This window comes from Actinoplanes sp. CA-252034 (assembly GCF_050956125.1).
In the GTDB taxonomy this organism is placed as follows: domain Bacteria; phylum Actinomycetota; class Actinomycetes; order Mycobacteriales; family Micromonosporaceae; genus Actinoplanes.
Map to the genome: position 1 here is coordinate 10772841 of NZ_CP191846.1, position 23406 is coordinate 10796246.

Annotated in this window: 15 protein-coding genes and 1 pseudogene; 8 read left to right on the forward strand and 8 right to left on the reverse strand. The window is 70.0% G+C overall.

Translation table 11 applies throughout. The features are described from left to right. The first annotated feature begins 106 nt into the window (after positions 1–106). From ACQPZW_RS48855 to ACQPZW_RS48875, 5 genes and pseudogenes are all read left to right on the forward strand, one after another. Positions 107–2598, forward strand: a pseudogene (locus ACQPZW_RS48855) (putative bifunctional diguanylate cyclase/phosphodiesterase). Continuing rightward, positions 2595–3884 carry a glycosyltransferase 87 family protein gene (locus ACQPZW_RS48860; RefSeq protein ID WP_433792775.1) on the forward strand — a complete coding sequence of 430 codons (1290 nt, stop codon included), beginning with the start codon at positions 2595–2597 and terminating at the stop codon, positions 3882–3884. Before ACQPZW_RS48855 ends, ACQPZW_RS48860 begins: the two are co-directional and overlap by 4 nt. Before the next feature lies 1 nt (position 3885). Further along, positions 3886–4269 carry a zf-TFIIB domain-containing protein gene (locus ACQPZW_RS48865; protein ID WP_433792776.1) on the forward strand — a complete coding sequence of 128 codons (384 nt, stop codon included), beginning with the start codon at positions 3886–3888 and terminating at the stop codon, positions 4267–4269. 515 nt (positions 4270–4784) lie between these two features. Further along, positions 4785–5498 (forward strand): nucleotidyltransferase domain-containing protein, encoded by a 714-nt coding sequence (locus ACQPZW_RS48870; RefSeq protein WP_433792777.1) that lies wholly within the window; start codon positions 4785–4787, stop codon positions 5496–5498. A 301-nt stretch (positions 5499–5799) separates the two neighbouring features. Further along, complete coding sequence (locus ACQPZW_RS48875; RefSeq protein WP_433792778.1) at positions 5800–6138, forward strand: YbaB/EbfC family nucleoid-associated protein; 339 nt, start codon at positions 5800–5802, stop codon at positions 6136–6138. A 384-nt stretch (positions 6139–6522) separates the two neighbouring features. On the opposite strand, the gene dnaB is transcribed toward ACQPZW_RS48875, so the two are convergent. Further along, positions 6523–7995, reverse strand: a complete 1473-nt coding sequence (gene dnaB / locus ACQPZW_RS48880) for a replicative DNA helicase (RefSeq protein ID WP_433792779.1) — start codon at positions 7993–7995, stop codon at positions 6523–6525. 389 nt (positions 7996–8384) lie between these two features. Here dnaB and ACQPZW_RS48885 point away from each other — a divergent pair, with 389 nt between their 5' ends. After that, positions 8385–12041, forward strand: a complete 3657-nt coding sequence (locus ACQPZW_RS48885) for a hypothetical protein (RefSeq protein ID WP_433792780.1) — start codon at positions 8385–8387, stop codon at positions 12039–12041. A gap of 100 nt (positions 12042–12141) precedes the next feature. Here ACQPZW_RS48885 and rplI read toward each other — a convergent pair whose 3' ends face one another. The 5 genes from rplI to ACQPZW_RS48910 all read right to left on the reverse strand — a co-directional run bounded on the left by rplI (position 12142) and on the right by ACQPZW_RS48910 (position 15131). Continuing rightward, entirely contained in the window at positions 12142–12591 is a 450-nt protein-coding gene (gene rplI / locus ACQPZW_RS48890) for a 50S ribosomal protein L9 (RefSeq protein ID WP_109601537.1), read from the reverse strand. A gap of 14 nt (positions 12592–12605) precedes the next feature. Beyond that, positions 12606–12845 (reverse strand): 30S ribosomal protein S18, encoded by a 240-nt coding sequence (gene rpsR / locus ACQPZW_RS48895; RefSeq protein ID WP_007073789.1) that lies wholly within the window; start codon positions 12843–12845, stop codon positions 12606–12608. A 40-nt stretch (positions 12846–12885) separates the two neighbouring features. Continuing rightward, positions 12886–13482 carry a single-stranded DNA-binding protein gene (locus ACQPZW_RS48900; protein WP_433792781.1) on the reverse strand — a complete coding sequence of 199 codons (597 nt, stop codon included), beginning with the start codon at positions 13480–13482 and terminating at the stop codon, positions 12886–12888. A 65-nt stretch (positions 13483–13547) separates the two neighbouring features. Continuing rightward, entirely contained in the window at positions 13548–13838 is a 291-nt protein-coding gene (gene rpsF, locus ACQPZW_RS48905; protein WP_014448192.1) for a 30S ribosomal protein S6, read from the reverse strand. Between the two features lie 294 nt (positions 13839–14132). Further along, complete coding sequence (locus ACQPZW_RS48910; RefSeq protein ID WP_433792782.1) at positions 14133–15131, reverse strand: hypothetical protein; 999 nt, start codon at positions 15129–15131, stop codon at positions 14133–14135. Between the two features lie 128 nt (positions 15132–15259). Here ACQPZW_RS48910 and ACQPZW_RS48915 point away from each other — a divergent pair, with 128 nt between their 5' ends. Beyond that, positions 15260–16036, forward strand: coding sequence for a deoxyribonuclease IV (locus ACQPZW_RS48915; protein ID WP_433792783.1), 777 nt, complete (start codon positions 15260–15262; stop codon positions 16034–16036). Positions 16037–16058: 22 nt separating this feature from the next. Beyond that, positions 16059–19076: a hypothetical protein gene (locus ACQPZW_RS48920; protein WP_433792784.1), complete on the forward strand. Its 3018-nt coding sequence runs from the start codon at positions 16059–16061 to the stop codon at positions 19074–19076. Here the strand turns inward: ACQPZW_RS48920 and ACQPZW_RS48925 are convergent. Both ACQPZW_RS48925 and ACQPZW_RS48930 read right to left on the reverse strand, forming a co-directional pair. After that, on the reverse strand, positions 19064–20611 hold the full coding sequence (locus tag ACQPZW_RS48925) for a glycosyltransferase family 87 protein (RefSeq protein WP_433792785.1): 1548 nt from the start codon (positions 20609–20611) through the stop codon (positions 19064–19066). The two genes, ACQPZW_RS48920 and ACQPZW_RS48925, sit on opposite strands and share 13 nt — an antisense overlap. A gap of 140 nt (positions 20612–20751) precedes the next feature. After that, positions 20752–23145 carry a transglycosylase domain-containing protein gene (locus ACQPZW_RS48930; RefSeq protein WP_433792786.1) on the reverse strand — a complete coding sequence of 798 codons (2394 nt, stop codon included), beginning with the start codon at positions 23143–23145 and terminating at the stop codon, positions 20752–20754. Positions 23146–23406 lie beyond the last annotated feature (261 nt).

The window sequence follows — 23406 nt, forward strand, 5'->3', positions numbered from 1 at the left end:
GCAACCAAGAGTGGCTCTGAAACCGGCAGATGCGCGGACAGACGGATATGAATTACGTTGTGCCTTGAGCGACGAGACCATCGCGCTCGGCTACGACAAGGACCCCATGACTCGCGACCGAAGCGACGACAACGTGACCGATCAGCGGCTCCGGCTGCTCGTCGGTCTCGTCGTCGTTTCCGGGCTCTGCGCCACCGCCGGATCCGCCGTCTACGCCGCGATCCTGCCCGGCACTCCGCCCCACCCCCTGGCCCTGGCCGTCCTCTGCGGCTCGCTGGTGATCGCCAACCGCGTCCGGGTCTACGTGCGGGTCCAGTCCAGCGGGGACAGCACCACCTGGGGCGAGATCCCCGTCCTGATCGGGCTCGTGCTCTTCCCCGCGCCGTGGGTCATCCTCTGCGCCGTCACCGCGATGGCCCTGATCCGCCTCCTCGACTGGCGCGGCCTGCAGAAATCCACCTTCGCCGTGGCCAAGGAGGCGCTGACCTCGGGCGCCGCGGCCGCCGTCTTCCTCCTCTGCGGGGTCCGACCGGACCTGACCGCCCCGACCTGCCGGCCCTGCCCATCGTGCTCGCGCTGATCACCTTCGTCGTCGTCGACCACGTCATCTTCGCCCCGGTGCTGTCCCTGGCGACCGGCACCGATGTGTGGAAGGTCGCCTTCCACCACTGGACCAGCAAGGTCATCTGTTATCTCGGCGAGCTCGCCGCCGCCCTGCTCGTCGTCGGTGTCCTCGCCACCGGGGCGAATGCCTGGCTTCTGCTGGTCGTCCCGCTCGTTGTGCTGTGCATGCACCTGTGGCAGTCCCGCAGCGTCCGCACCCGCGAGGAACGTGAGTCCTGGCAGCGCCTCGCCAAGGCGACCGACGAGCTCAACGCCGTGGACCTCACCCAGGTCCTGCACTCGGCCACCACTCGGGCGGCGCAGATCTTCTCCGCGGCCGAGGCCGCCATCGACATGCCCGCCCGCACGGTCCGGGCCACCGCCGCCCAGGTCCTCGCCGACGGTCCCCGGCCACCCGCCGGCAGCGGCCCGGCCGACGAGACCACCGTCGACCTGATCGCCCACGACGGCAGCGTCCGGGTCGGTGTGCTGCGCCTGCGGTTCGGCGGGACGGTGCGGCTCACCGAAGTCGAGCAGTACAAACTGCGGACGTTCGCGTCGGCGGTGTGCACCGCCATCCGCAACGCGCAGGCGTACGCCGAGCTCGCTCGCATAGCCGCCGAGAACGCGCACGCCGCCACCCACGACCCACTGACCGGCCTGGCCAACCGCCGCCGGCTGTACGAGCAGGCCGAGCAGGTGTTCCGCTCCACCGGCCAGGGCCTGTTCGCCCTCCTACTGATCGACCTGAACCACTTCAAAGAGGTCAACGACACCCTCGGGCACGCCGCCGGTGACGAGGTGCTGCGCGAGGTGGCGACCCGGCTGCACGACGCGGCCGACCCCGGTGACCTGGTCGCGCGGCTCGGCGGTGACGAGTTCGCGGTCCTGCTGACCGGCCTGCCGACCCCCGCGCTGGCCGGCCACCGGGCGACCGGCATGCTCGCCACCCTCGACGCGACCATCGAGGTCGAGGGCATGCGGCTGACCGTCGAGGCGGCCGGCGGCATCGCGCTCGCGGCCGGCACGGGCAGCGTCGAGGAGCTGATGCGCCGCGCCGACATCGCCATGTACCAGGCAAAACGTGCCGGTGAGCCGATCGTCGTCTACGCGCACGCCCGAGACACCGCCGACCTCGAGCGGCTGATGCTCACCGGCGAGCTGCGGCGGGCGGTCGCCGAGCACGAGTTCACCGTCGACTTCCAGCCGATCGTCGATCTGGGCACCGGCGAAGTCCTGGCGGCCGAGGCGCTGGCCCGCTGGCATCACCCCGACCAGGGCAATCTCAGTCCGGTCCGGTTCCTGGAGACGGTCGAGCGGTCCGGCCAGCTGCCCGCGTTCGCCGACGCCGTCCTCGAGCAGTCACTGATCGCCCGGCAGTCCTGGCGCGACGCCGGATTCGACCTGCCCATCGCGGTGAACGTGTCGCCGCGCAGCCTGCTCGACCCCACCTTTCCCGGCGCGGTCCTGGCCCGGCTGGCCCGCCACGACACCCCCGCCGACCGGCTCGTCCTGGAACTCACCGAGACCCTCACCGTCAGTCAACTGGACGTGGTCGAGCGCACCCTCGCCGAGCTGCGCAATGCCGGCGTCCGGCTGGCCATCGACGACTTCGGCACCGGCGTCTCGTCACTGTCGGTGCTGTCCCGGATCCCGGTGCACCAACTCAAGATCGACCGCGAGTTCGTGGCCGGGGTGGAGACGTCCGCCGAGGCCGCCGCGGTCGTCCGCACCACCGTCGACCTGGCCCGCAACCTGCATCTCACGGTTGTCGCCGAGGGTGTGGAGAGCGAGCCGCAACGCCGTGCGCTCTGGGCTCTCGGCTGCGTGGCCGGTCAGGGGCACCTGTTCGCACGGCCCTACTCGGCGGCACGCTTCGCCGGCATGCTGCAACGCGGCTCCGGCGGCCGGCCCGGCGTCCTCGCGGCCGCCCTGCACGACGAGGGTTCGGTGGTGCGCCTGCCCGCGCGCCGTCTGCCAAACTTGCCCGCGTGACCAAGAAGCTGGACCTGGCCCTCTACGCCCTCTCCGCGGTCTTCGCGCTGGTCACCGCACTGACCTCGACACTGCTACCGCATCGCGCGTGGGGTGCGGTGGCGGCGTGGGGCTATCTGACGGCTGCGCTCCTGGTCTACCTGGTGCAGCGTCGTGACCTGCTCGCCTGGGCTGCCTGGGGTGCGGTGGCGCTGCTGCCGCTGGTGATCCAGTCGGTGCAGCGGGCCGGTGGGCGTACCGACCGGGCCCAGGAGGAGGTGCTCGTCGTGGAGCACATGGGCGAGTCGCTGCTGCACACCGGCACGCCCTACCTCAGCCGTACCGAGATCGCCTCGATCCCGCTCGACGAGCGCCTTCTGGGCTATCGCCCTTATCAACCGGGAATGTCCGCCTTCGGCATCCCGCGCGCCCTTGTGGGCGACCTCTGGCTCACCGATGCCCGGATCTGGTTCGCGATCACCACCCTCGTCACCCTGGCCGCGGCGGTCACCCTGCTGCGGTCCCTTCCCGGCCCTTCAGCGGTACGGTCCACGCGCCCCCTCTTCAAGCTGCCCCGCACGACCGCCCTCGTATCCCAAACCGAGGCCCCCGCCGCCCCCCGCTCCGCCGTGTCGCCCGCCGTGGTCAGGGCCATCCAGGCCGCCACCGTCCTGCCGGTGACCGCGCTGACCCTGGCCACCGGTGGCGACGACATCCCCGTCCTGGCGCTGTGCCTGCTGGCTCTGGCCCTGGCCGCAACCGGCCGCCCGGGTTGGTCCGGCCTGGCCGTGGGTGCCGCCGCAGCCTGCAAACTCCTCGCCCTGCCGGTGGTGGCCGTCCTGATCGTGTACGCGGTGGTCACCGGATCGTGGCGCCGTCTGATCCCCGGCGCCGTCGGCCTGCCCCTGCTGGCCCTGGTGCCGCCGCTGCTGGTCGACGCCGACGCCCTGATCGAGAACGTCCTGCGCTTCCCCCTCGGTCACGGCCTGGTCACCAGCCCCGCCCAGTCCCCGTTCCCCGGCTACCTGATCTCCCAGGCGCTGCCCGGAGGCCGCTACATAGCCGCCGGCCTGCTGATCTCCGCCGCCGCCGTGATCGGCCTCCTGCTGCTGCGCCGCCCCCCGCGAACCGCCCGCTCCGCCGCCCTCTTCTGCGGATACGGACTCCTGACCGCGATCCTGTTGATGCCGACGACACGTTTCGGTTACCTGCTCTACCCGGCCGCCCTGCTGCTCTTCGCGCAGGCACTCAGCAAGGACACAGGTTCTTCGGCCCCACGGAATGACACGGCCTTGTACCGTCATTGAAATGCATATGACGTGTCCCAAGTGCCACGGCGAGATGCGGGTCTACGAGCGCAGCGGCGTCACGATCGACCAGTGCAGCGAGTGCCGCGGCATCTTCCTCGACCGTGGCGAGCTGGAGAAGCTGTTCGCTGCCGAGGCCAGCTACAACCGCCCCCCGTCCGGCGGCCAGGTTCCTCCGCCGCCCGCACCCCACGCTCCCACGCATCCGATGCACCAGCCCGGCTACGCGGCCCCGCCGCCACCCCCTCCGCCCTACGGAGCCCCGGCGCCGCACGCCTACCCGCCGCCCGTTCCGGCATACGGCCACCACGGCCACTACCGCCGCGGTCAGGGCCACCATGGCCACTACCGCCGTCGCGGCTTCCTGCACGACCTCTTCGACTGAGTTAGCCGGCTGCGCTTCGCTCCGCGGCAAGAAGCCTTGTAACCGGTGAGGAGGCAGTCGATCTCCCGCCGCCCGCAAACCCCGCGGGCGTCGGCAGATCGGCTGCCTCCTCACCGGCGGCTTTTGCGGGCCCTACGTGGCGGGCGCCAGAACCGTTCGGACTGCCGGCGGCCGCCTCGTGCTCCTGGCGAACCCGCACCCGCACCACGCCGGCCCAACCGCCCAACCGCATTCCGGCAGCCTCAGCCCCGGGCCGGCGAATCTCAGCTGCGCTGCACCGCACCGGTAAACCCCGTGCCGCATCGGTGGCCGCAACCGGGCCGCATCGCTTCCGACGCGTCCGATTGGTCTGGCCGACGCTGAGCCGAGTTCGCTTCCTGAACGATTTGCCGCATGCTGATCTGGGTTGCATCGGTGGCCGCGCTTCTTCAGTAATCCGGCATGTCGGGTTTGGCCGGTTTGTGAGCTGCCAGCGTGAAGCGAGTTGCTGGCGGTATGGCACGTTGTGGTGTGTGGTGGATGATCCTGTGGCCCTGGCCGGCCGGCTCGTGACGGAGCGGTTTCCGCACGCGCACGCCGCATTCCTCGGCGGAAGCGCCCCTACCGACCGCCGAACAGCATGGTCCGATCTGGACATCGTCGTCGTGCTGGACGGGCAGCCGGCGTCGTTTCGGGAGACCCTGCGCCACGACGGTCAGCTCGTCGAGTGGTTCGTCTACACGCCGACGTCGCTGCGGCATTACTGGCGGCAGAACGTCTCGAGCCGGCGTACCCCGCTGCTGCGCATGGTCGCCGAAGGCGTGACGTTGGTCGGCACCGACGGTTCGGCCGAGACCTACCGCGCGGAGGCTGCGGCGCTTCTGACCGCCGGCCCGGCCGCGCCGACCGCTGACCAGGTGGCGTTCCAGCGGTACATGGTCACCGACCTGCTCGACGACCTGCGCGGCTGCTCCGACCCGGTGGAGATCGCCTTCCTGGCGGCGACCCTCGTGCTCGCCGCTGCGGACCTGCTGCTGCTGGCCGAGAACCACTGGTCAGCGCGCGGTAAGTGGCTACCCCGACGGCTGGCGGAGGTCGACCCCGACCTGCCGGGCCTGCTCGTGGATGCCCAGCGGGTCGTGACCACCGACCGCGAACCGCTCGTGGCCGCGGTGCTTGCCGTCCTGAACCGCACCGGCGGCCCGCTCCAGGACGGTTTCCGCCTGGCCGGCGAGGACCCGGGCCGATAATTTTCTGCGGCTGCGATCGAGGGCTCGGGTACGCAGAGTCATGCCCACGTACGGACCGCCGCTCCACAGTGCCGTGTCCACCTGTGGGAATTCGCGCGCGCCATCAGCCCGGCCAAATCGCGGCAGTGTCGTTGCTCACTCTGAGTAGCTACAAGACGGAGTCGTATCGTCACTTAAAAGTGAGCTATTTCGATAAGTCTCTCTTTTCGTGTGCGTTACGAAGTTACCGGAATACGCAACGTCGCCGATCTTGGGTATTCTCACGTCCGCCCCCCCTGTCGCGGCGAACGGAGGAAGAACCGTGACTGAAACTGACGATCGTGCGGCCGACCCCAACTTGCGCACTGATCTGGAAGACATCTACGGCCGATATGAGGAACTCCGCTCCGGAGTGGACGAGCTTCAGCGCAGCGTTGCCACCATGCAGGTCAGCGCCGAGTCCGAGACCGGAGACGTCCGGGCCACTGTGGACGCGGACGGCCGCCTCGTCGACCTGCGTCTCAACCAGGACGCCTGCCGCGAATGGCCGGTCGACACGCTCGCCCGCGTCATCGTGGAAACCGTTCAGCACGCCTCGGCCGGCAAATCACGCCAGCTCGAGCAACTGGTCGCCCATCACCGCCCCACCGACGACGCCTGATCGCCTCCCACCGGCGCCGGCACCGCCCTCAGGGGTGACCGAGTTCAACACATCTGTTCAGTCCGATCCTCACTGGTGACACCCGCATACCAGGACCACCGGCCTTCACCCCAGAGCCACCGGTCCACGCTCCCGCGCCGGGCCGCGGTTCCCACCCGCGATACCGCGCCCCGGCAAGAACGACCGTCGTGCGTCCTCCCCACGGCGGCCATTTCGGAAATGTCCACGACTCATTCGCGCGAGCTGACCTTGCGAACGAATGCGGCATGAATCGATGGCGCGTGAGCCGCCTTGGGGCCGCCCATTGCACAAGCGTCGCGGGGTAGGTCCGGAACGGGCCTCGATGCGGTTGAGAAACGCCTCCGAGCGTACGAGATAAGGCTTTCAGATCGCCATGTCGACGAACCGAGACAGGTGCAGCTGCGCGGCCACCGTGATCGTGTCGGTCGGGCCGTTTCGGTGTTTGGCGACGATGAAGTCGGCCTCGCCGGCGCGTGGCGACTCCTTGTCGTAGTAGTCGTCGCGGTGCAGCAGGATCACCACGTCCGCGTCCTGCTCGATCGAGCCGGACTCACGCAGGTCGGACAGCTGGGGGCGCTTGTCGGTCCGCTGCTCGGGACCACGGTTCAGCTGGCTGACACCGATGACGGGACACTCGATCTCCTTGGCCAGCAGTTTGAGGCCACGGGAGAGCTCGGAGACCTCCTGCTGACGACTCTCCGTCTTTTTCGGCGAGGACATCAGCTGGAGATAGTCGATCACCAGTAGGCGGAGGTTGTGCCGTTGTTTGAGGCGGCGCGCCTTGGCCCGGATCTCCATCAGGTTCATGTTGGGCGTGTCGTCGACGAAGATCGGCGCCTGACTGATCTCGCCCATCCGCCGGGCCAGCTTGGTCCAGTCGTCGTCGGAGAGCTGGCCCGACCGCAAAGTGTGCAATGGGACACGCGCCTCGGCGGAGAGGAGACGCATCACCATCTCGATCTTGCTCATTTCGAGCGAGAAGATGGCGGCGGCGTGACCGTACTGAATCGCCGCGTTACGGGCGAAGTCCATGCTCGCCGTCGACTTACCGAGACCGGGGCGGCCGGCCACGATGATCAGCTGCCCGGCGTGCAGGCCGTTGAGCAGGCGATCCAGGTCTTGGAAGCCGGTCGGAATGCCGGTCATCACACCGCCGGACGCACCGACCGCCTCGATCTCGTCGAGGGTGGGCTGCAGCATGTCCCCGAGGGCCGCGAAGTCCTCGCTGACCCGCTTCTCGGTGACGTCGTAGATGGCCTGCTGGGCCAGGTCGACGATGTCGTCGACGTCACGGCCGCCGTTGCCGCCCGTGCCGTAGCCGAGCTGCACGATCTTGGTGCCCGCCTCGACCAGTCGGCGCAGGATGGCGCGCTCGGAGACGATCCGGGCGTAATAGGACGCGTTGGCCGCGGTGGGCACGCTCTCGATCAGGGTGTGCAGGTAGGGCACACCGCCGATCCGCTGCAGGTCGCCGCGGTCGGCGAGGGAGGCGGCGACGGTCAGGGCGTCGGCCGGCTCGCCCCGGCCGTAGAGGTCGAGGACGACGTCGAAGATGGTGGCGTGGACGGGCCGATAGAAGTCGGTGACCTTGAGGATCTCGACGACGTCGGCGATCGCGTCCTTGGACAGCAGCATGCCGCCGAGCACGCCCTGCTCGGCCGCCACGTCCTGTGGTGGCGCCTTGTCGTAGGAGCCGCCGTCGAATCCACCGCCCCCGCCCTTGTTGCCGCCGCCCTTGTTGCCCCCGCCGCCCCCGCTGGAGTTGCCACCACCGGAGCCCCCACCGGCCTGGGACGGCGGCCTCGACTCGGGCCTCGCGTCGTCGGTGATCGACACCGGTCTCCCCCTCCACTCGGCCATGGCCGCCTCGCGATCGAACCGCCTCGGTACAAACCCTTCGACTGATCCCGTACGGGATTCAGTGGTTCGCCGAAGGTCGAAGTCCCCTCGTAAGGCTGGACCACTGTACGAACCCGGCCGCCACCTGCCCAACTGCTGTGGTGGACGAGTCTTGGGACAACCTGTGGACATCTCCGGTGACTCTGTGGGTAGCCCTGTGCACACCGTGTGGACAACTTTGAGGGCAGCGAACCCGAGCAGGGGATTCGTCATCCACACCTGTGGAGGGCAGAAACAAGTCAGGATCTGCGAAAATAGCTAGTCGGGTGAGCAAGCAGTCGCGCTGAGGCGTTGCGGTTCGGCTTCGGGCACGTCACCCTTTCCAGGTGGACCAACGGGAGTGGGACTACGGGACCCGCATGTCGCGCCCTCGGCGCGCTGCGGGTGCTTGGCCCACCCGGGAGCCGGAGGCCGACGAACCGGAGTCGCGCTGGGCCTCCCTGACCGACACCGGCAGCATGGCGCCGAGCGACGAGGCGCTGGCCTGGCAGCGCCGCGCCGACGACTGGGCCCAGCAGTCCGAGGTCGAGCCGTATGGCGGCGGTGGCCAGGCCATCGAGCCGGTGAACCGATGGTCCTCCGAGGTCACCCCCACCGGCCGCCCGACCTTCCCGGCCGACGGTGTCGGCTGGCGCACCGAGACCGCCGAGTGGCGGGCCACCGGCGCCCGCTGGCGGCAGACCACCGAGTGGCGCTCGTCCACCGGCTCGCACGTCTGGCGGTCCACCACCGAGGCCTGGCGTGCCGAGGACGAGGCCGCCGAGCGGGAGAAACCGTCGATTCCCGGCACCGCGTGGGAGACCGGCTCCGACCGGGAGACCCCGTCGTGGCGCCAGTCCCCGGCGGTCGAGCAGTCCGGCAGCACCCCGTCATGGCGGCAGTCCCCGGCGGTCGAGCAGTCCGGCAGCACCCCGTCGTGGCGGCAGCCGGCCGCCGAGACGCCGTCCTGGCGCCGGAGCGACCCGGAGACGTCGTCGTCGTGGCAGCGCCGTCCCGATCTGCCGGCCGCGACCACGCCGGTCGAGCAGACCCCGTCATGGCGCCAGCCGTCGACGCAGATGCCGACCTGGCAGCAGCCCTCCGCACCGGCCCCGGCCGACTCGACGCCCTCCTGGCAGCAGCCGCAGCAGACGCCCTCGTGGCAGCAGCCGTCCGCACCGACACCGCAGACGCCCTCCTGGCAGCAGCCACAGACCCCTTCGCGGCGCCGGGCCGCCGACACCGGCACCTGGTCCACCGCGGCCTCCTCCAGCGCGCCCCGGAGCGATCCGGGCCGTCCCGGCCCCGGGGAGAACACCACCGGCATGACCCGCTGGGAGCGCACCGACGCACCCGGCTGGCAGCGTTCCGCCGCCGATGACGCCCGTCACCTGGTCCGTGAGGACGACCGGGCGGCCTGGCGTCGTGACGCTGCCTACGGTGACCGGCCCACCCGTGTCGGTCGTCGGCGTGCCGCGGAGGCCGATCCGGCGCCGTCCGGCGGAAGTGGCTGGTCGAGCGGGTCGAGCGCGGACAACTGGGCCGATCACACCGACACCGGCAGCATCCCGACCGTTCAGGATCAGGACGAGCCCGCATGGGGCGCACGCTCCGAGGCGCCGTCCCGGCGCGACCGGCGGAGACAGTCCGAGGAGGCCCGCCCGGAGCCGGCCCGCCCCGAGCCGGCCCGCCCGCAGCCGGACGCCCGTCGTGGCGGCGGCGCGAACCGTCGGCGGTACAACTCCAATCCGACGAACTGGCGTGAGGACACCGCCTCGTGGGACGCGGACGAGGACACCAGCAACTGGACCCGCGACCCGGACACCGGTCAGTGGAGCCGGGCCGAGGACGATCCGCGGGTCCTGGCGTGGCGCGCCGAGGCGGCCCGTCGCGAGTCGATGAGGGACGAGTCGGAGCCGCCGGCCCGCAGGCCCCGACGCGACGAGCCGACCGGCGGCGTGCCCGGCGGGCCGTTGCCGAGCAGCTCCATCCCGGCGGCCGACACGACCGGTGGTGGCTGGTCGGCCGGTGGCGCGCCGATAGACGAGGGCCGTTCCGGGCGTCGTGGGCGCGCTGAGGAGCAGTTCAGGGGCGATGGCTACTCCGGTGGCCGCCGCCGTGCCGCCGAGCCTTCCCGGCCCGCTGAGGAGCCACCGAGCCCGCCGGCGTGGCAGGCCGCGCCCGAGTCCCGGCAGTCTCGTCGACCCGGCGTCGCCCCGGAGGGCTACGGCGACGCCGGCCGTTCGGGGCCGGGCTATCCCGGTTCCGACCACCCGGGTTCCGACTACCCCGGTTCCGACTACCCCGGTCCCGGCTATCCCGGTTCCGGAAACCCCGGCGCGGGCTATCCGCGTGAGGACGGCCGACCCGGCGCCGGCTACCCGCGTGAAGACGGCCGACCCGGCGCCGGCTACCCGCGTGAGGACGGCCGGTACGGCCCGACGCCGCCGCAGTGGTCGGAGCCGAGCGAGCCGGAGCCGCGCCGCCGCGCCTACCGCGACGAGCCGCCCGCAGAGTCGCCCCGCTGGCAGGAGCCGGGATACGGCGGCGACCAGCGTGATCTTCCAGGCGGTGGCGGTTACGGTCAGTCGCGCCCGGAGACGCCGCGCAGTGGTTTCGGCAGCGCCGCACGAGAGCTTCCGCCCGGGCCGTCGATTCAACCCCAGCGGCCCGCATATGGTGGCGGTCAGCGTGAGCTTCCGGCCGGTCCGTCCGCGCCGCAGCAACAGCCGGCGTACGGTGCTCGCGCGCTGCCGGCCGCGCCGGCCAGTGGGCCCTCCTGGCTCGACCAGGAACCGCAGCAGCGGCCGGCCCCGCAGAGTCCCGCGGGCGGCCAGTCATGGCTGGATGAGGAGCGTCAGCAGCGGCCGGCTCCGCAACGACCGGCCTACGGCGGCGGCGCCGGAACCGAGACGTCCTGGCTCGACCAGGAGCGCCGGCAGCCACAGCGCGGACCGGCGTATGGCGGCCAGGGGATCCCGGCGCAGCCGTCCTCCTACGACGTGCCGCCCGAGCAGCAGCGCCGTCCCGGTTTCGGGTCGGCTCGCGCGCTGCCCGCGGGCGGTTCGGCGCCGACCTCCGGGCCGGCGTGGACCGGGCAGCAGAAACCGGCGTACGGCAACGCCCCGGTCTCCGGCGATCTGTCCGCGCGCTGGCCGGACCCACTGACCGACACCTCGTCCCGGCGTGGCCGCGGCGACCGTGACGATCCTCCGCCGCCCTCTGGTGGTGGCTTCGGCGACCGTCCGCCCCTGGCGGACTGGCTCGCCGCCGAACGCGCCGGCCGGCGCGGGGCAGATTATCGAGGCGCCGGGCAGGACGGTGAGACCGACTGGCGCCGAGAGTTGTCACGCCAGAATGAGCTGACCGAGGGCGAGTCCCACCGTTACAGCACGTCGGACTTTCCTCCCTTTCGGCCAAGCGGTTCGGCCTCGGTCGACGGATCGTCGAATCTGGCCCTGAGCTCCACGTCGGTGATCGCTGCGCCAGGTGCGGCGGGTGCCGTCGAGGGGGCACGTTCCGGCGGCATGGCCACTTCCGGTGGTGTGGCCTTGGAGGAGGACACCTCCTGGCCGCCTCGGCGGGGCGCCGGTGCCTTCCAGGGGACGGGCTCCTACGAGCGTCGCCCGATGGGCGGCGACTTCCTGCTGAACAGGCAGAACGATCTGCTCGACCCGGATGACGAGGAAGAGGAGCAGGAGGACACGGGAAGCCCGCTGGCCGCGGTCGGTTACACCGTGGCGTGGTACGGCGTTCCCGTCGTTCTGTTCGTGGTCGGCATCTTCGTGGTCAACAGCGGCCAGAGCGGGAACGCCCTGAACACGCTGGCCGGCGCCGCCCCCGGGTTCGGCATCGCGCTGGTGCTGAGCATGCTGGTGGCCTACGGCTTACGGATCGCCACGACGGCCTGGAAGTCGGCGAGCGTGGGCCTGGCCGCGGCCGTGGTCGGCGGCGGTCTGGCCACCGTCCTGAGCTCCGCCATCACCGGCAACAGCCTGAGCTGAACCACCCGGCCGGTAACAGCCCGAGTATGCGGGGCCTCACCGAACCGAAAACGGCGCGCCAGGCGAAGGCCCGGCGCGCCGTCTCGGCGTAGTACGACGACTACTTGGCGGCCACCACGTTCACCGGGAACGTCGCGGTCACCTCGGGGTGCAGCTTGACCTGCACGTTGTACGCCCCGGTGGTCTTGATGTGACCGGGGAGCTCGAGGCGACGACGGTCCAGGGCGGGACCACCGGCGGCCTTGACCGCGTCGACGATCTCGGCCGGGGTGATCGAGCCGAACAGACGGCCACCGTTGCCGGAGCGCGCCTTCAGCGTGACCTTGAGGCCGGCCAGCTGGCCCTTGACCTCGTTGGCCTGGCCCAGGTCACGGATCTCACGAGCCTCGCGGGCCCGCTTGATCACGACGACCTGCTTCTCGGCGCCCTTGGTCCACTGGATCGCGAACCCCTGCGGAAGCAGGTAGTTGCGCCCGTAGCCGTTCTTCACCTCGACGATGTCGCCGGGGGTGCCGAGGCCGGAAACCTCCTGCGTAAGGATGATCTTCATCTCGGTGCCCCCTCTCAGCGAGCCGTGGCCGTGTACGGCAGGAGCGCCATCTCACGGGCGTTCTTGACGGCACGGGCGATCTGCCGCTGCTGCTGGGAGGTCACACCGGTGACGCGGCGGGCACGGATCTTGCCGCGGTCGGAGATGAACTTCCGCAGGAGCGCGGTGTCCTTGTAGTCGATGTAGGTGATCCCGTCCTTGTCGAGCGGGTTCACCTTCTTCTTCGGCTTGCGAAGCGCCGCAGCCTTAGCCATTGCTCAAACTCCTGTTGGTGATCTGAAGAGCCCTGAGGGCTCAGAAGGGAGGCTCGTCGTCGAACGAGGAGTTGCCGCCACCGCCGGAACGGTTGCCGCCGCCGGACGCCGGCGCAGCCGTGGCCCAGGGGTCGTCGAAGTCGTTGCTGTTGCCACGACCGCCACCACCGCTGTTGTTGTTGCCACCGCTGAACTGCCGGTTGCCACCGCCGCCGCCACCACCGGAGCCGAAGCCGCCTCCGGAGTTGCCGAAGCCACCGCCACCGCCGGACCGGACCGCTTTCTGCACCGTCGCCGTGGCGTAGCGCAGGGACGGACCGATCTCGTCCACCTCGAGCTCGTAGGAGGAGCGCTTCTCGCCCTCTTTGGTCTCGTAGGACCGCTGCCGCAGCCGGCCCTGCACGATCACCCGGGCGCCGCGCTGCAGCGACTGGACGACGTGCTCGGCCGCCTCACGCCAGATGTTGCACGTGAGGAAGAGCGCCTCGCCGTCTTTCCACTCGCCGCTCTGCCGGTCCAGCGTCCGCGGCGTCGAGGCGATCCGGAACGAGGCGACACCCGCGCCCGAGTTGGTGTAACGCATCTCAGGGTCGTTGACCAGGTTGCCGACGACCGTGATTACGGTTTCTCCAGCCATGAAACTTCTCCTCGCCGCTCGTGTCGTTCATGCAAGAGGGTCTCAGGACCCCCTGACAAAACGGCTCAGCGGGTCTCGGGACGGATGACCTTGGTGCGCAGGATGGACTCGTTGAGGCGGAGCTGACGGTCCAGCTCGGCCACGGCCTCGGGCGTCGCCTGCAGGTCGACGACCGCGTAGATGCCCTCGGCCTTCTTGTTGATCTCGAACGAGAGCCGGCGACGGCCCCAGACGTCGAGCTTCTCCACCGAGCCACCCGCGGTCCTGATCACGTTCAGGTACTGGTCGAGCGACGGAGCAACGGTGCGCTCCTCGAGCGAAGGGTCGAGGATCACCATGAGTTCGTAATGACGCAAGACGTTCTCACCTCCTGTGGGCTAATGCGGCCACGGTCTCTCCGTGGCAGGAGGTCTTGTGTCGCTCGCAGAAGGACGCCGTAGGCGATGGAGCCCACGGCGGACACACTGCGAACCGAGCCAGCATACCCAGGTCGGGCGTGGGACCCAAAAACGGCGACCCCGTCCGTGGGACGAGGTCGCCGATGGAGAGCCGCGGGGCGTCCGGCCCGATTCGTTGGGTGGGACCTGGGGAGGAACGACCACACCGATGAGGTTGGACGCGTACGCCCCGCGGAGCTTTCAAAGAGCAGCTTACGCCAGATTTGTACGTGATGCACGTTGCGACACGATTGCCCGAATCGCGGCGGTCGCCACGCCGAGGATGCAGACCAGCGCCGTGAGCGCCAGCAGACCCAACGGATGCCCGTCCTCGATCCGCCCGACCGCGGCCACCGGCTGAGCCGCGTCCAGACCGCCCGGCCCGGTCGTCGCCGGTGGCACGGCCACGCCGTCGTCCCCGGCCGTCGGCGACACGGCCACGTCCGGCGGCGGCACGGGCGGCATCGCGGACTCACGGCCGCCCGGAGGCATACCGGCGAACGCGGGGGCGCCAATTCCGGCCGTACTCCGCATGGTCCTGCTCTTGATCCTCGGACTGATGCCCTGCGGTGCCGCCTGCGCCGCGGTGGCCGAGGTCCGCCGAGCCGTCGCGGCCCGCCGTTCGGCGGCCTTGCGCGCTGCGCGCCGAGAGTCCTTCGCAGAGGTACGGGTGGGCTCGCCCACCGGAGCGATCGAGTCGGGCAACACCGCGCCGGACGTACGCGAGGGCGCACCGGACCCGGTCGCGGGCCTCGACATCAGCGTCGAGTCGCCACCGTTCGCCGGCTCCGGGGTCGGCCCCGGCACCGGGGACGAGGCCGACGGCGCCGCGGTGATCAGAATCGGCAGCACGTCCTCACCGAACGAGCACTCCGGGGTGAGCTGCACCGCCGTGGTGCCCCGCCGGAACACCACGTCGGCGGCACCGTTGGCCGGGACGACACCCCGCGGCGCGCCGGCGAGGCGCAGCTGCGCGTCGTGCCCGGTCTGGTTGACCACCCGCACCACGCTGCTGGCCGGCACCGTCATCGTCTCGATGCTCGGCCGGGACCCGCACGACAGCCCGAAGATGCCGATGCCGCCGAAACTCACCTGCCGGTCGCCGGCCCGGAACTGGTCTGCGCTCGCCGTCCCGTTCGCGAGCAGCGGAGCACCGAAGAGCAGCGCGCTCAGCCCCAGCGCCGCCATCCGGTATCGGAACTGCCGTGACATGCGCCATCCCCCAGTTCAACACCGGCTCGCGCCGGCATCCGTCAGCAAAGATCAATGGAGGTAACGACTCGCTGTGGAGCGCGGTGACGCGGGGGGAAAGCGTCGTACCCGCGTCGTAGGCTCGTCCCATGCGCATCGGAGCCCACGTCGATTCCGGCAACCCGCTGGCCGAGGCCGCCGCCCGCGGTGCCGAGGCCGTGCAGTTCTTCCTGACCGACCCACAGAAATACAACTCGCCCAAACCACGCGAGGACGCCGAGCAGATCCGGGCATCCGAGATCGACGTGTATGTGCACGCGCCGTACATCATCAATGTCGCGTCGCCCAACAACCGCATCCGCATCCCCAGCCGCAAGCTTCTGATGGCCCATGCCCGAGCAGCCGCCGAGCTGGGTGCGAAAGGCCTGATCGTGCACGGCGGCCACGTCGGCGCGGGCGCTGATCTCGAGGCCGGCTTCGTCAACTGGAGGAAGGCCTTCGAGTATGCGGAGAACGACGGCGGCCTGCCGGTGCCGATCCTGATCGAGAACACCGCGGGAGGCGACAACGCGTGCGCCCGCCGGTTCGACTCGCTGGCCCGGCTGTGGGAGGCGGTCGGCTCGTTCGGCGCCGGGTTCTGCCTGGACACGTGCCATGCGTTCGCCGGCGGCGAGGACCTGACCGGCATCGTCGACCGGGTCAAGGCGATCACCGGGCGGATCGACCTGATCCATGCCAACGATTCAAAGGGCGGATTCGACTCGGGCCAGGACCGTCACGACAACCTCGGTAATGGGAAGATCGACACCGAGTTGGTGGTCGCCGCCATCCGCGCCTCCGGTGCTCCGGCCATTGTGGAGACACCGGGCGGGATCGACGGACAGGCCGCTGACATCGCCCTACTGCGGGAGCGGGCGGGCAACTGACGCACCGCCCCCGGGGAGGGTCATGACCGAGCAGCCGCGACCGATCGCGCCCGCTTCCGCGCCCGCGTCCGGTTCTGCCTCCGCGGCGGAGGCGCACGACTCGCCGCCGGCTGCTCCGCGCCGTCGATTCGGGCTTTTCCGGAGGAAGAGTCCGGTGGCGCCGCCGGTCGACGCTGCTACGGCGGACGCGGTGTCCGTGAAGGCCTCGTCCGGTGACCCCGCGCGCGCCGCGTCGGGTGATCCGGTCACCGCGACGGCCGGGGCCCCGGCGGGCTCCGCCTCGATCCGACCGGGGACGACTACAAAGGACGACAAGCCGGTCGAGCCGAAGGACGGCAGGCCGGCCGAACCGAAGGACGACAAGCCGGCCGAACCGAAGGACGGCAAGCCAGCCGAACCGAAAGACGGCGGGATCAAGTCTGACAAGTCGGATAGTTCGGATCCGCTGAAGACCGCGGCTGAGCCAAGGCCGCGAAAGGCTCTACCGACGGCCCGTCCGCCCGGCGCGCCACCGGACCCGTGGACGGTGTTCGCCCGGACACAGGATCAGCAGCCGGGCCGCCTCCGCCGCGGCCTGCGGGCGACGCTGCGCGCATTCATCCACGAGTACGCCCTGCTCCTCTACACCGCCTGCCTGCTGGCCGTGGCTATGACCTGGCCGGCACTGCGCTACCCCATGCACACCCTCCCGCAGGACCTCGGCGATCCGTCCCGTCAGGCCTGGCAGGTCTCCTGGATCGGGCACATCCTGGTCACCGACCCGGTGCGTCTGTGGCAGGCCAACGCCTACTTCCCGGCAGCGGACGGCCTGGCCTTCGGCGACAGCCTCGTCGGCTACGCGCTGGCCGGCATGATCGGCACCGGGCCGGCCGCCGCCGTGCTGCGCTACAACGTGCTGTTCGTGCTGGCCCACGCCCTGCTGGTGATCGGCGCCTACGCACTGGTGCGGCAGCTCGGCGCACGGCGTACGGGCGCGGCGGTCGCGGCGGTCGCGTTCTCCTACGCACCGTGGCGGCTGGCGCAGGAGGGCCACCTCGACATCATCTCGGCCGGGGGCATCCCCCTGGCGCTGGCCATGCTTGCCCGCGGTCACGGCTATTCACTGCGACACGGTTTCCGCGCCGATCGCCGCAGCGCCCTGTGGGCCATCGGCGGCTGGATCGTGGCGATCTGGCAGCTCACCCTCGGCTTCTCGCTGGGCGTCCCTTTCGCGTACGTGCTGGGCCTGCTCCTGATCGCCCTGATGATCGCCTCCTCGCTCCACGCGCTCCGCGGTTTCCTCCGCTACCGGCGCGAAAAGAAGGACCGCCGTGAGGTGGCCGTGCTGACCGCTCCCGTGCCGGCCCCGAGCGAGGTCGCAGTCGCACAGCCCGTCCCCGTGCCCGGCGGAAAGAACGAGACGCCGCCCGGTGGGCAGACCGAGACGTCGCCCGGCGGGAAGAACGACACGTCGCCCGGCGGGAAGAACGACACGTCCACGCCTGGTGGGAAGGACAAGGCAGCCACGCCGACCACCGCCAAGAAGGGCGAGACGGCAGCGCTGGCGGCTCCTGCGCCCGGCCGAACTCAAGAGCCTGCCGCGGTCATCGCCGCAGGCCCTCGCAAGAAGGACGAGACGGCCGTTCAACAGGCGACGGCACCCGGCACGACGAACGCCGCACCCGCCACCGCAACGCCCGACACGACGAACGCCGCAGCCCCACCCGCCACCGCAACGCCCGACACGACGAACGCCGCAACCGCCACCACAGCGCCCGGCACGACGAACGCCGCGGCTGCCCCGGCCGCCGCCGCCGGGACGACGGATGTCGCGGTCTCCTCCGGTGCTGCACCCGGCAAGAAGGACGAGAAGGCGGCCGGGACGAAGAGCGTGCCCACCGCGGCACGCGGCGAGAAGGGCAAGCCGGCCGCGCCTGGTGGAAAGGACACCGCGATCCAGCCGGCTGTGGAGCTCCCCCGGACGGACGTCCTGGAGAGCCCACCCCGGAAGCAGAGTTGGCTGCGGTTCTTCCGCCGACCGGTCCGGGTTCAGCGGAAACCTCGCTGGAACCCGCTCGTCGGGGTGCTGCTGACCAACGTCAACATTCTGGGCGCGACGATCTTCGCGGCGACCGCCATCCTGATCGCCGTGCCATATATCCGGCTCGACGACAGCGGTTCGCGCCTGGATGAGATCCGGTTCTTCTCGCCACCGGTGCAGAGCCTGCTGATCGGCCCGGCCGAATCACGCATCTGGGGCGCGGCGCACGAGACGCCCCGTTCCACGCTCGGCTGGGCTGCCGAGATGTCGCTGCTCCCCGGATTCGTCCTGTATGCACTGGCGCTGGCCGGCCTGTTCCTGTCGATCTGGCGGCTCCGGCACCGGTTGGTGCTCGTCGCCGGGCTGGCCGTGGCGATCGTCTTCACGCTGGGCACGACGTTCTTCGACGGCCGCTGGACCTATCTGCCGCTGTTCGGCCACTTCCCGGCCTCGTTCGATCTGCGCATCCCGGGCCGTCTGATGCTGTGGGTGACGCTACTGCTGGCGATCCTGGCCGCCGGCGCGGTCGACGACTTCGTGCGCCGGGCCGAGCACCTGGCGGCCCAGCGGATCCCACCGTGGCCGGGGCCGTGGCTGCGCCTGACCACCTTGATCCCACTGGTCCTGGTGACCTTGGAAGGCTGGAACACCACCGCGCACCCGATCGTCCCGGCCCAGCCCGCTGCCATGCGTACCGTGCCGGGCCCGATGCTCGTCCTGCCGACTGCCGAGCTCACCGATCAGACCGTCCAGCTCTGGAGCACCACGAAGTTCCAGGACATCGCGAACGGTGGTGGCGGCTTCGGCGCGGCGGCGCAGAACGAGTTGCGTACCAAGGTCGCCGGCTTCCCGGACGCCACCAGCATCGATTACCTGGACTCGATCGGCGTCCGGCGAGTGCTGCTGCTGAGCGACCACGTCGCCGGCACGTCGTGGGAGGACGCCGGGGACCTGCCGGTGGACAACCTGGACATCCGGCGCGAGGACGTCCCCGGCGCCGTCATCTTCTACCTCGACTGACCATCGGCAGGGGCCGGACCCGGAGACGGGGCCAGGGCCAGGGCTGGCTCCGGAGACGGGGTTGGGGCCTCGTCCGAGGGGCCCATGCCGAAGAATCGGCGCAACCCCGTGATCCACGGCTGCTCCGGTCCGTCCAGGGGCCCGGCGTCCGGGTCGGCGCCGCCGTAGGTCTCCCGGACGACGTCCAACTCCGGCCGCCAGATCTCCCGCACCACGAGGCCGCAGAGCACGGCCACGGTGACCAGGCGGAAGGTGGAGGCGAGCACGAACGTCCCCTCGGGGATGACCGCGGTGCCGCCCGCGCCGATCAGCTCGGCGTAGAAGGCGGCGAGGTAGCCGATCTCGGCGATCGTCCACACGATGATCGCGCCCCACTTCGGGCGGGCGAGGACCACCAACGGGAGCAGCCACAACACGTACTGCTGGGACCAGACCTTGCTGAAGATCAGGAACGCGGCCACGACGAGGAAGGCGAGCTGGCTCAGGCGAGGGCGGCGCGGCGCCAGCAGGCCGAGGACCATGATCGCCAGACAGGCGAGGCCGAAGAGACCGTACGACAGGTGGTTGAGCGTGGGGACGTGGTCGCTGAGCCACTGGAACGGGCCCTGGTCTCCGGCGTTCCCCGAGTTCCACTTGCTGTCGATGTAGCGCCCGATGTACCAGAACGTGCCCCAGTCGATCGGCCGCTCGTCGTTGAGACGGAAGAACCGCAGCCAACTCTCGTGCCACAGGATCATGACCGGCAGGTTCACCAGGAGCCAGGTGACGCCGGCGGCCAGGAACGAGCTGACGAACGCCCAGATCCGGCCGGTGCGTAATGCCAGGATCAGGATCGGCCCGAGTATGAACACCGGCCACAGTTTCGCCGCCGCCCCGAGACCGAAGAGGACACCGGCCCACATCGGATAGCGCTTGACCCAGAGATACAGGCCGATGGCGAAGAGCACGATCGCCAGGAAGTCCCAGTTGATCGTGGCGGTGACGAGGACGATCGGTGACACCGCGAAGATCGCGGCATCCCAGGGCCGGCGACGGCGCAGCGCCAGGATGATGCCGATGCTGATCACCGCGAGGATCGAGAGCACCAGGGCGTTGATGTTGTAGAACCAGCTGCCCTGGTTGATGTCGGGGTGGGTCTGCCCGTACGAATGCACCGGCAGCCCCAGCGCGCCCATGAAGTATCCGGTGACCACCGGGTACTCGACCGCGTGGTCCCGGTAGGGAACCTTGCCCTCGTTGAGCCCTTCGGCGAAGTAGAGGGCCAGCACGTCGGTGTAGCAGTACCGGGTGTACTGGACGTTCTTCTGCCAGTTGCCGTCCATGCAGGGTGATTTCTGCACCCAGGAGAGCGCCAGGACGAGGCAGGCCAGCGCCATCACGATCCGCTGGGCGGTCCAGAACCGGCCGGGCTGGGCGTCCGGCCGGACGGCGTGGGAGCCGAGCGGCCCGCCGATGGCTTGGGAGAGTCCGCGCACGAAGCCGTCCGAAGTCGCGCTGGAGACGTCAGGCCGATCTGTGGGCGGTAGGGCGCTCATGTCTTGGCATCATGCCGCATCAGTGGCCCCGGAAGGTGACCGGCCACGTGCGGCACACCGATCTTCATCAGACACACAGGTGCCCCAAGCCGAAGCGGCGCCCCTCTCGTGGAGAGGAGCGCCGCTTTCAGTCAGGCAAGCTAATCGTCGTCGTCGTCGTTGCCGCCGCCGTTGTTGTTGCCGGGGCCACCGCCGTTGTTGTTGCCGCCGTTGCCGACGTTCTGGTTGTTCTGGCCGTTGCCGGCTCCGGCACACTGCGGGTCCGTCGGCTGGAGCAGACAGAAGGCGCTGTTCGGGTCCTGCAGCGTGGGTGTCGGCGGCTCGACCGGCTTGACGCCGTTGCCCTTGCCGTCGTCACCGGTCTTGATCCGATCGGGGAACTTCTCGGCATCCCACTTCATGGCCTCGGCCGAAGTCTCGATGAACTCCTCCCAGATAGCGGCAGGAGTGCCGGACCCGAACATCGGCCCGCCGTCCTTCTCCTTCAGCGATACCCGGCCATCGGCACCGCCGACCCAGACAGTCGCGGCCAGCTGCGGGATGCCACCCACGAACCAGGTGTCGCCGTTCAGGCTCTTGCCGTTGACCTCGACTTCCCAGGTCCCGGACTTGCCGACCGACTCGCGACCCTCGATCGAGTTGTTGTAGGCCTTCGGGATCTTCTTCAGCACGCCGAGCAGGTTGGACATCTGGGCCTCGTCGAAGACCCGCTTGCCCTTCTGCGGAGCGGTCCAGAGGACCTTCTCATCGCCGGTCCTGGGGTCGCGCTGCTTCACCTGCTTGATGAAGTGAGCGTCGTGCCGGACGCCGGCGTTCACGATCGTGGCCACACCCTGCGCGTGCTCCAGGGGAAGAACACGGTACTGGCCGAAGGCGACCTCGGTGTGGAACTCGCTGCCCAGCTTGCCGGTCAGATCGATCTTCTTGCCCTTGTCGGTCCACATCGTCTCGACACCGGCATCGCGAGCGGCCTCGATGACCTTGTTCGGGCCGAGCTCGTCCGCAATCCAGTAGAACGGGAAGTTGTACGACTTGATCGTCGCGGTCTCGAGATCACAGAAGGCGCCCCGACCGCCACAGATCGCTCCCGGGTCCGCACCGGCGTTGTTGATCTTGCCGCCTTCGGGCTTCTCCTTGTTCACGTCCCAGACGGTGTCGAAGGAGTAGTCGGCCTTCAGACCGGCGGCCAGCGTGTAGATCTTGAAGGTCGAGCCCGGCGACTGACCACCGGAGCCGTCGGTCGGAACGCCGCTGCCGTCACCCTGCATGTAGCCGGCGTAGTCGATCCCGTTCGGGTCGTCGCCGCCGTAGTAGCCGAGCACATCGCCGCTTCGCGGGTCGATGCCGACCACCGCGGCCTGGTAGCTGTCCTTCTGCTTGTACATCGGGGAGGTCTTGCTCGCCTTGGAGCCGGCCTTCTCCGCCGCGGCCTGCACCTTCGGGTTGATCGTGGTGGTGATCGTGTAGCCGCCCTGCTTCAGCTTCTCCTCGCTGATGCCGAGCTTGTTCTGAAGCTCGTAGGTCACCTGACGCATGACCATGCCGACCGGCTTGTCCTCGGCGCTCTTGGTCTTGGAGTTGACCGGCTCGACCTTCGGGTATGCACGCTTGTCGTACTGCTCCTGAGTGATCGCACCCAGCTCGAGCATGTTCTTGAGCGTGTACTCCCAGCGTTCCTTGGCTTCTTTCTCGTTGTTCGCCGGGTCATAGCCCGGGTGGGTCTTCGTCGCGTAGGGCTGCTTGATCAGCGACGCGAGAACCGCGGCCTGGTACGGGTTGATCTCGTTCTTGGAGTCCTTGATCACCGACGCCTTGAAGTAGCCCTGGGCCGCAGCCTCGGCACCGTACCGACCACGGCCGAGATCGATGAAGTTCAGGTACATGCCGAGGATCTCGTCCTTGCTGTACTCCGACTCCAGCTTGCGGGCGATCACCGCCTCGCGCAGCTTCCGGCTGTAGCTGATGTCCTTCTCGTCAGCGACGTGCCGGGCGTACTGCTGAGTGATGGTCGAGGCGCCCTGCAGCTCGCCGCCGGTGAAGTTGTTCCACGCGGCCCGGGCGATGCCCTTCATGTCGATGCCGTTGTGGCTGCGGTAGTTCTTGTCCTCCGCGGCGATGACGGCGTTCTGCATGTTCGGGCTCATCCGCTGGTACGGCACGTTGATCCGGGGTGAGCCGGTCTTCTGCAGCAGCGAGCCGTTGGACAGCAGGACCGTGTTCATCTGCGCCTCGGGCTGAGGCGTGGGCAGCTTCACGTCGTCGAAGAAGTACGTGCCGCCGACGATGCCGACGCCGAGCATGATGACCAGCACGGCCGCGGCCGCGGTCAGGATGTTGGCACGCCGGTACTTCTTGGCGGCCTTGCTGCGGCCCTTCTTGCCACCGCTGCCGCCGGAGGAGCCGCCCGAGCCGCCACCTCCGCCGGGGCCACCCGGGCCACCCGGCCCGCCTGGGCCGCCCGGTGACACGGAGGCGCGACCACCGACCGGGGCGGCGCCCACCGAGGCGCGGCCGCCGACGGAGGCCGAACCCACCGAGGCGCGGCCACCCACGGGGGCGGCGCCCACGGAAGCACGACCGGGGGTAGCGGAGCCCACGGATGCCGAGCCGACCGATGCTCTGGCGGCGGGAGCGGAGCCCACCGACGCCCGCCCCGCCGAACCCGGCACCGAGGCCGCGCCGGATGGACGCCGGTAGGCATCCGGTCCGGGCTTGCTCTCGTTACCTGGTCCGTCGCCGGGCGTGGAAGCAGCGGACGGCCCGGGCACTTGTACCCGGGCTCGTGCGGACTGCGA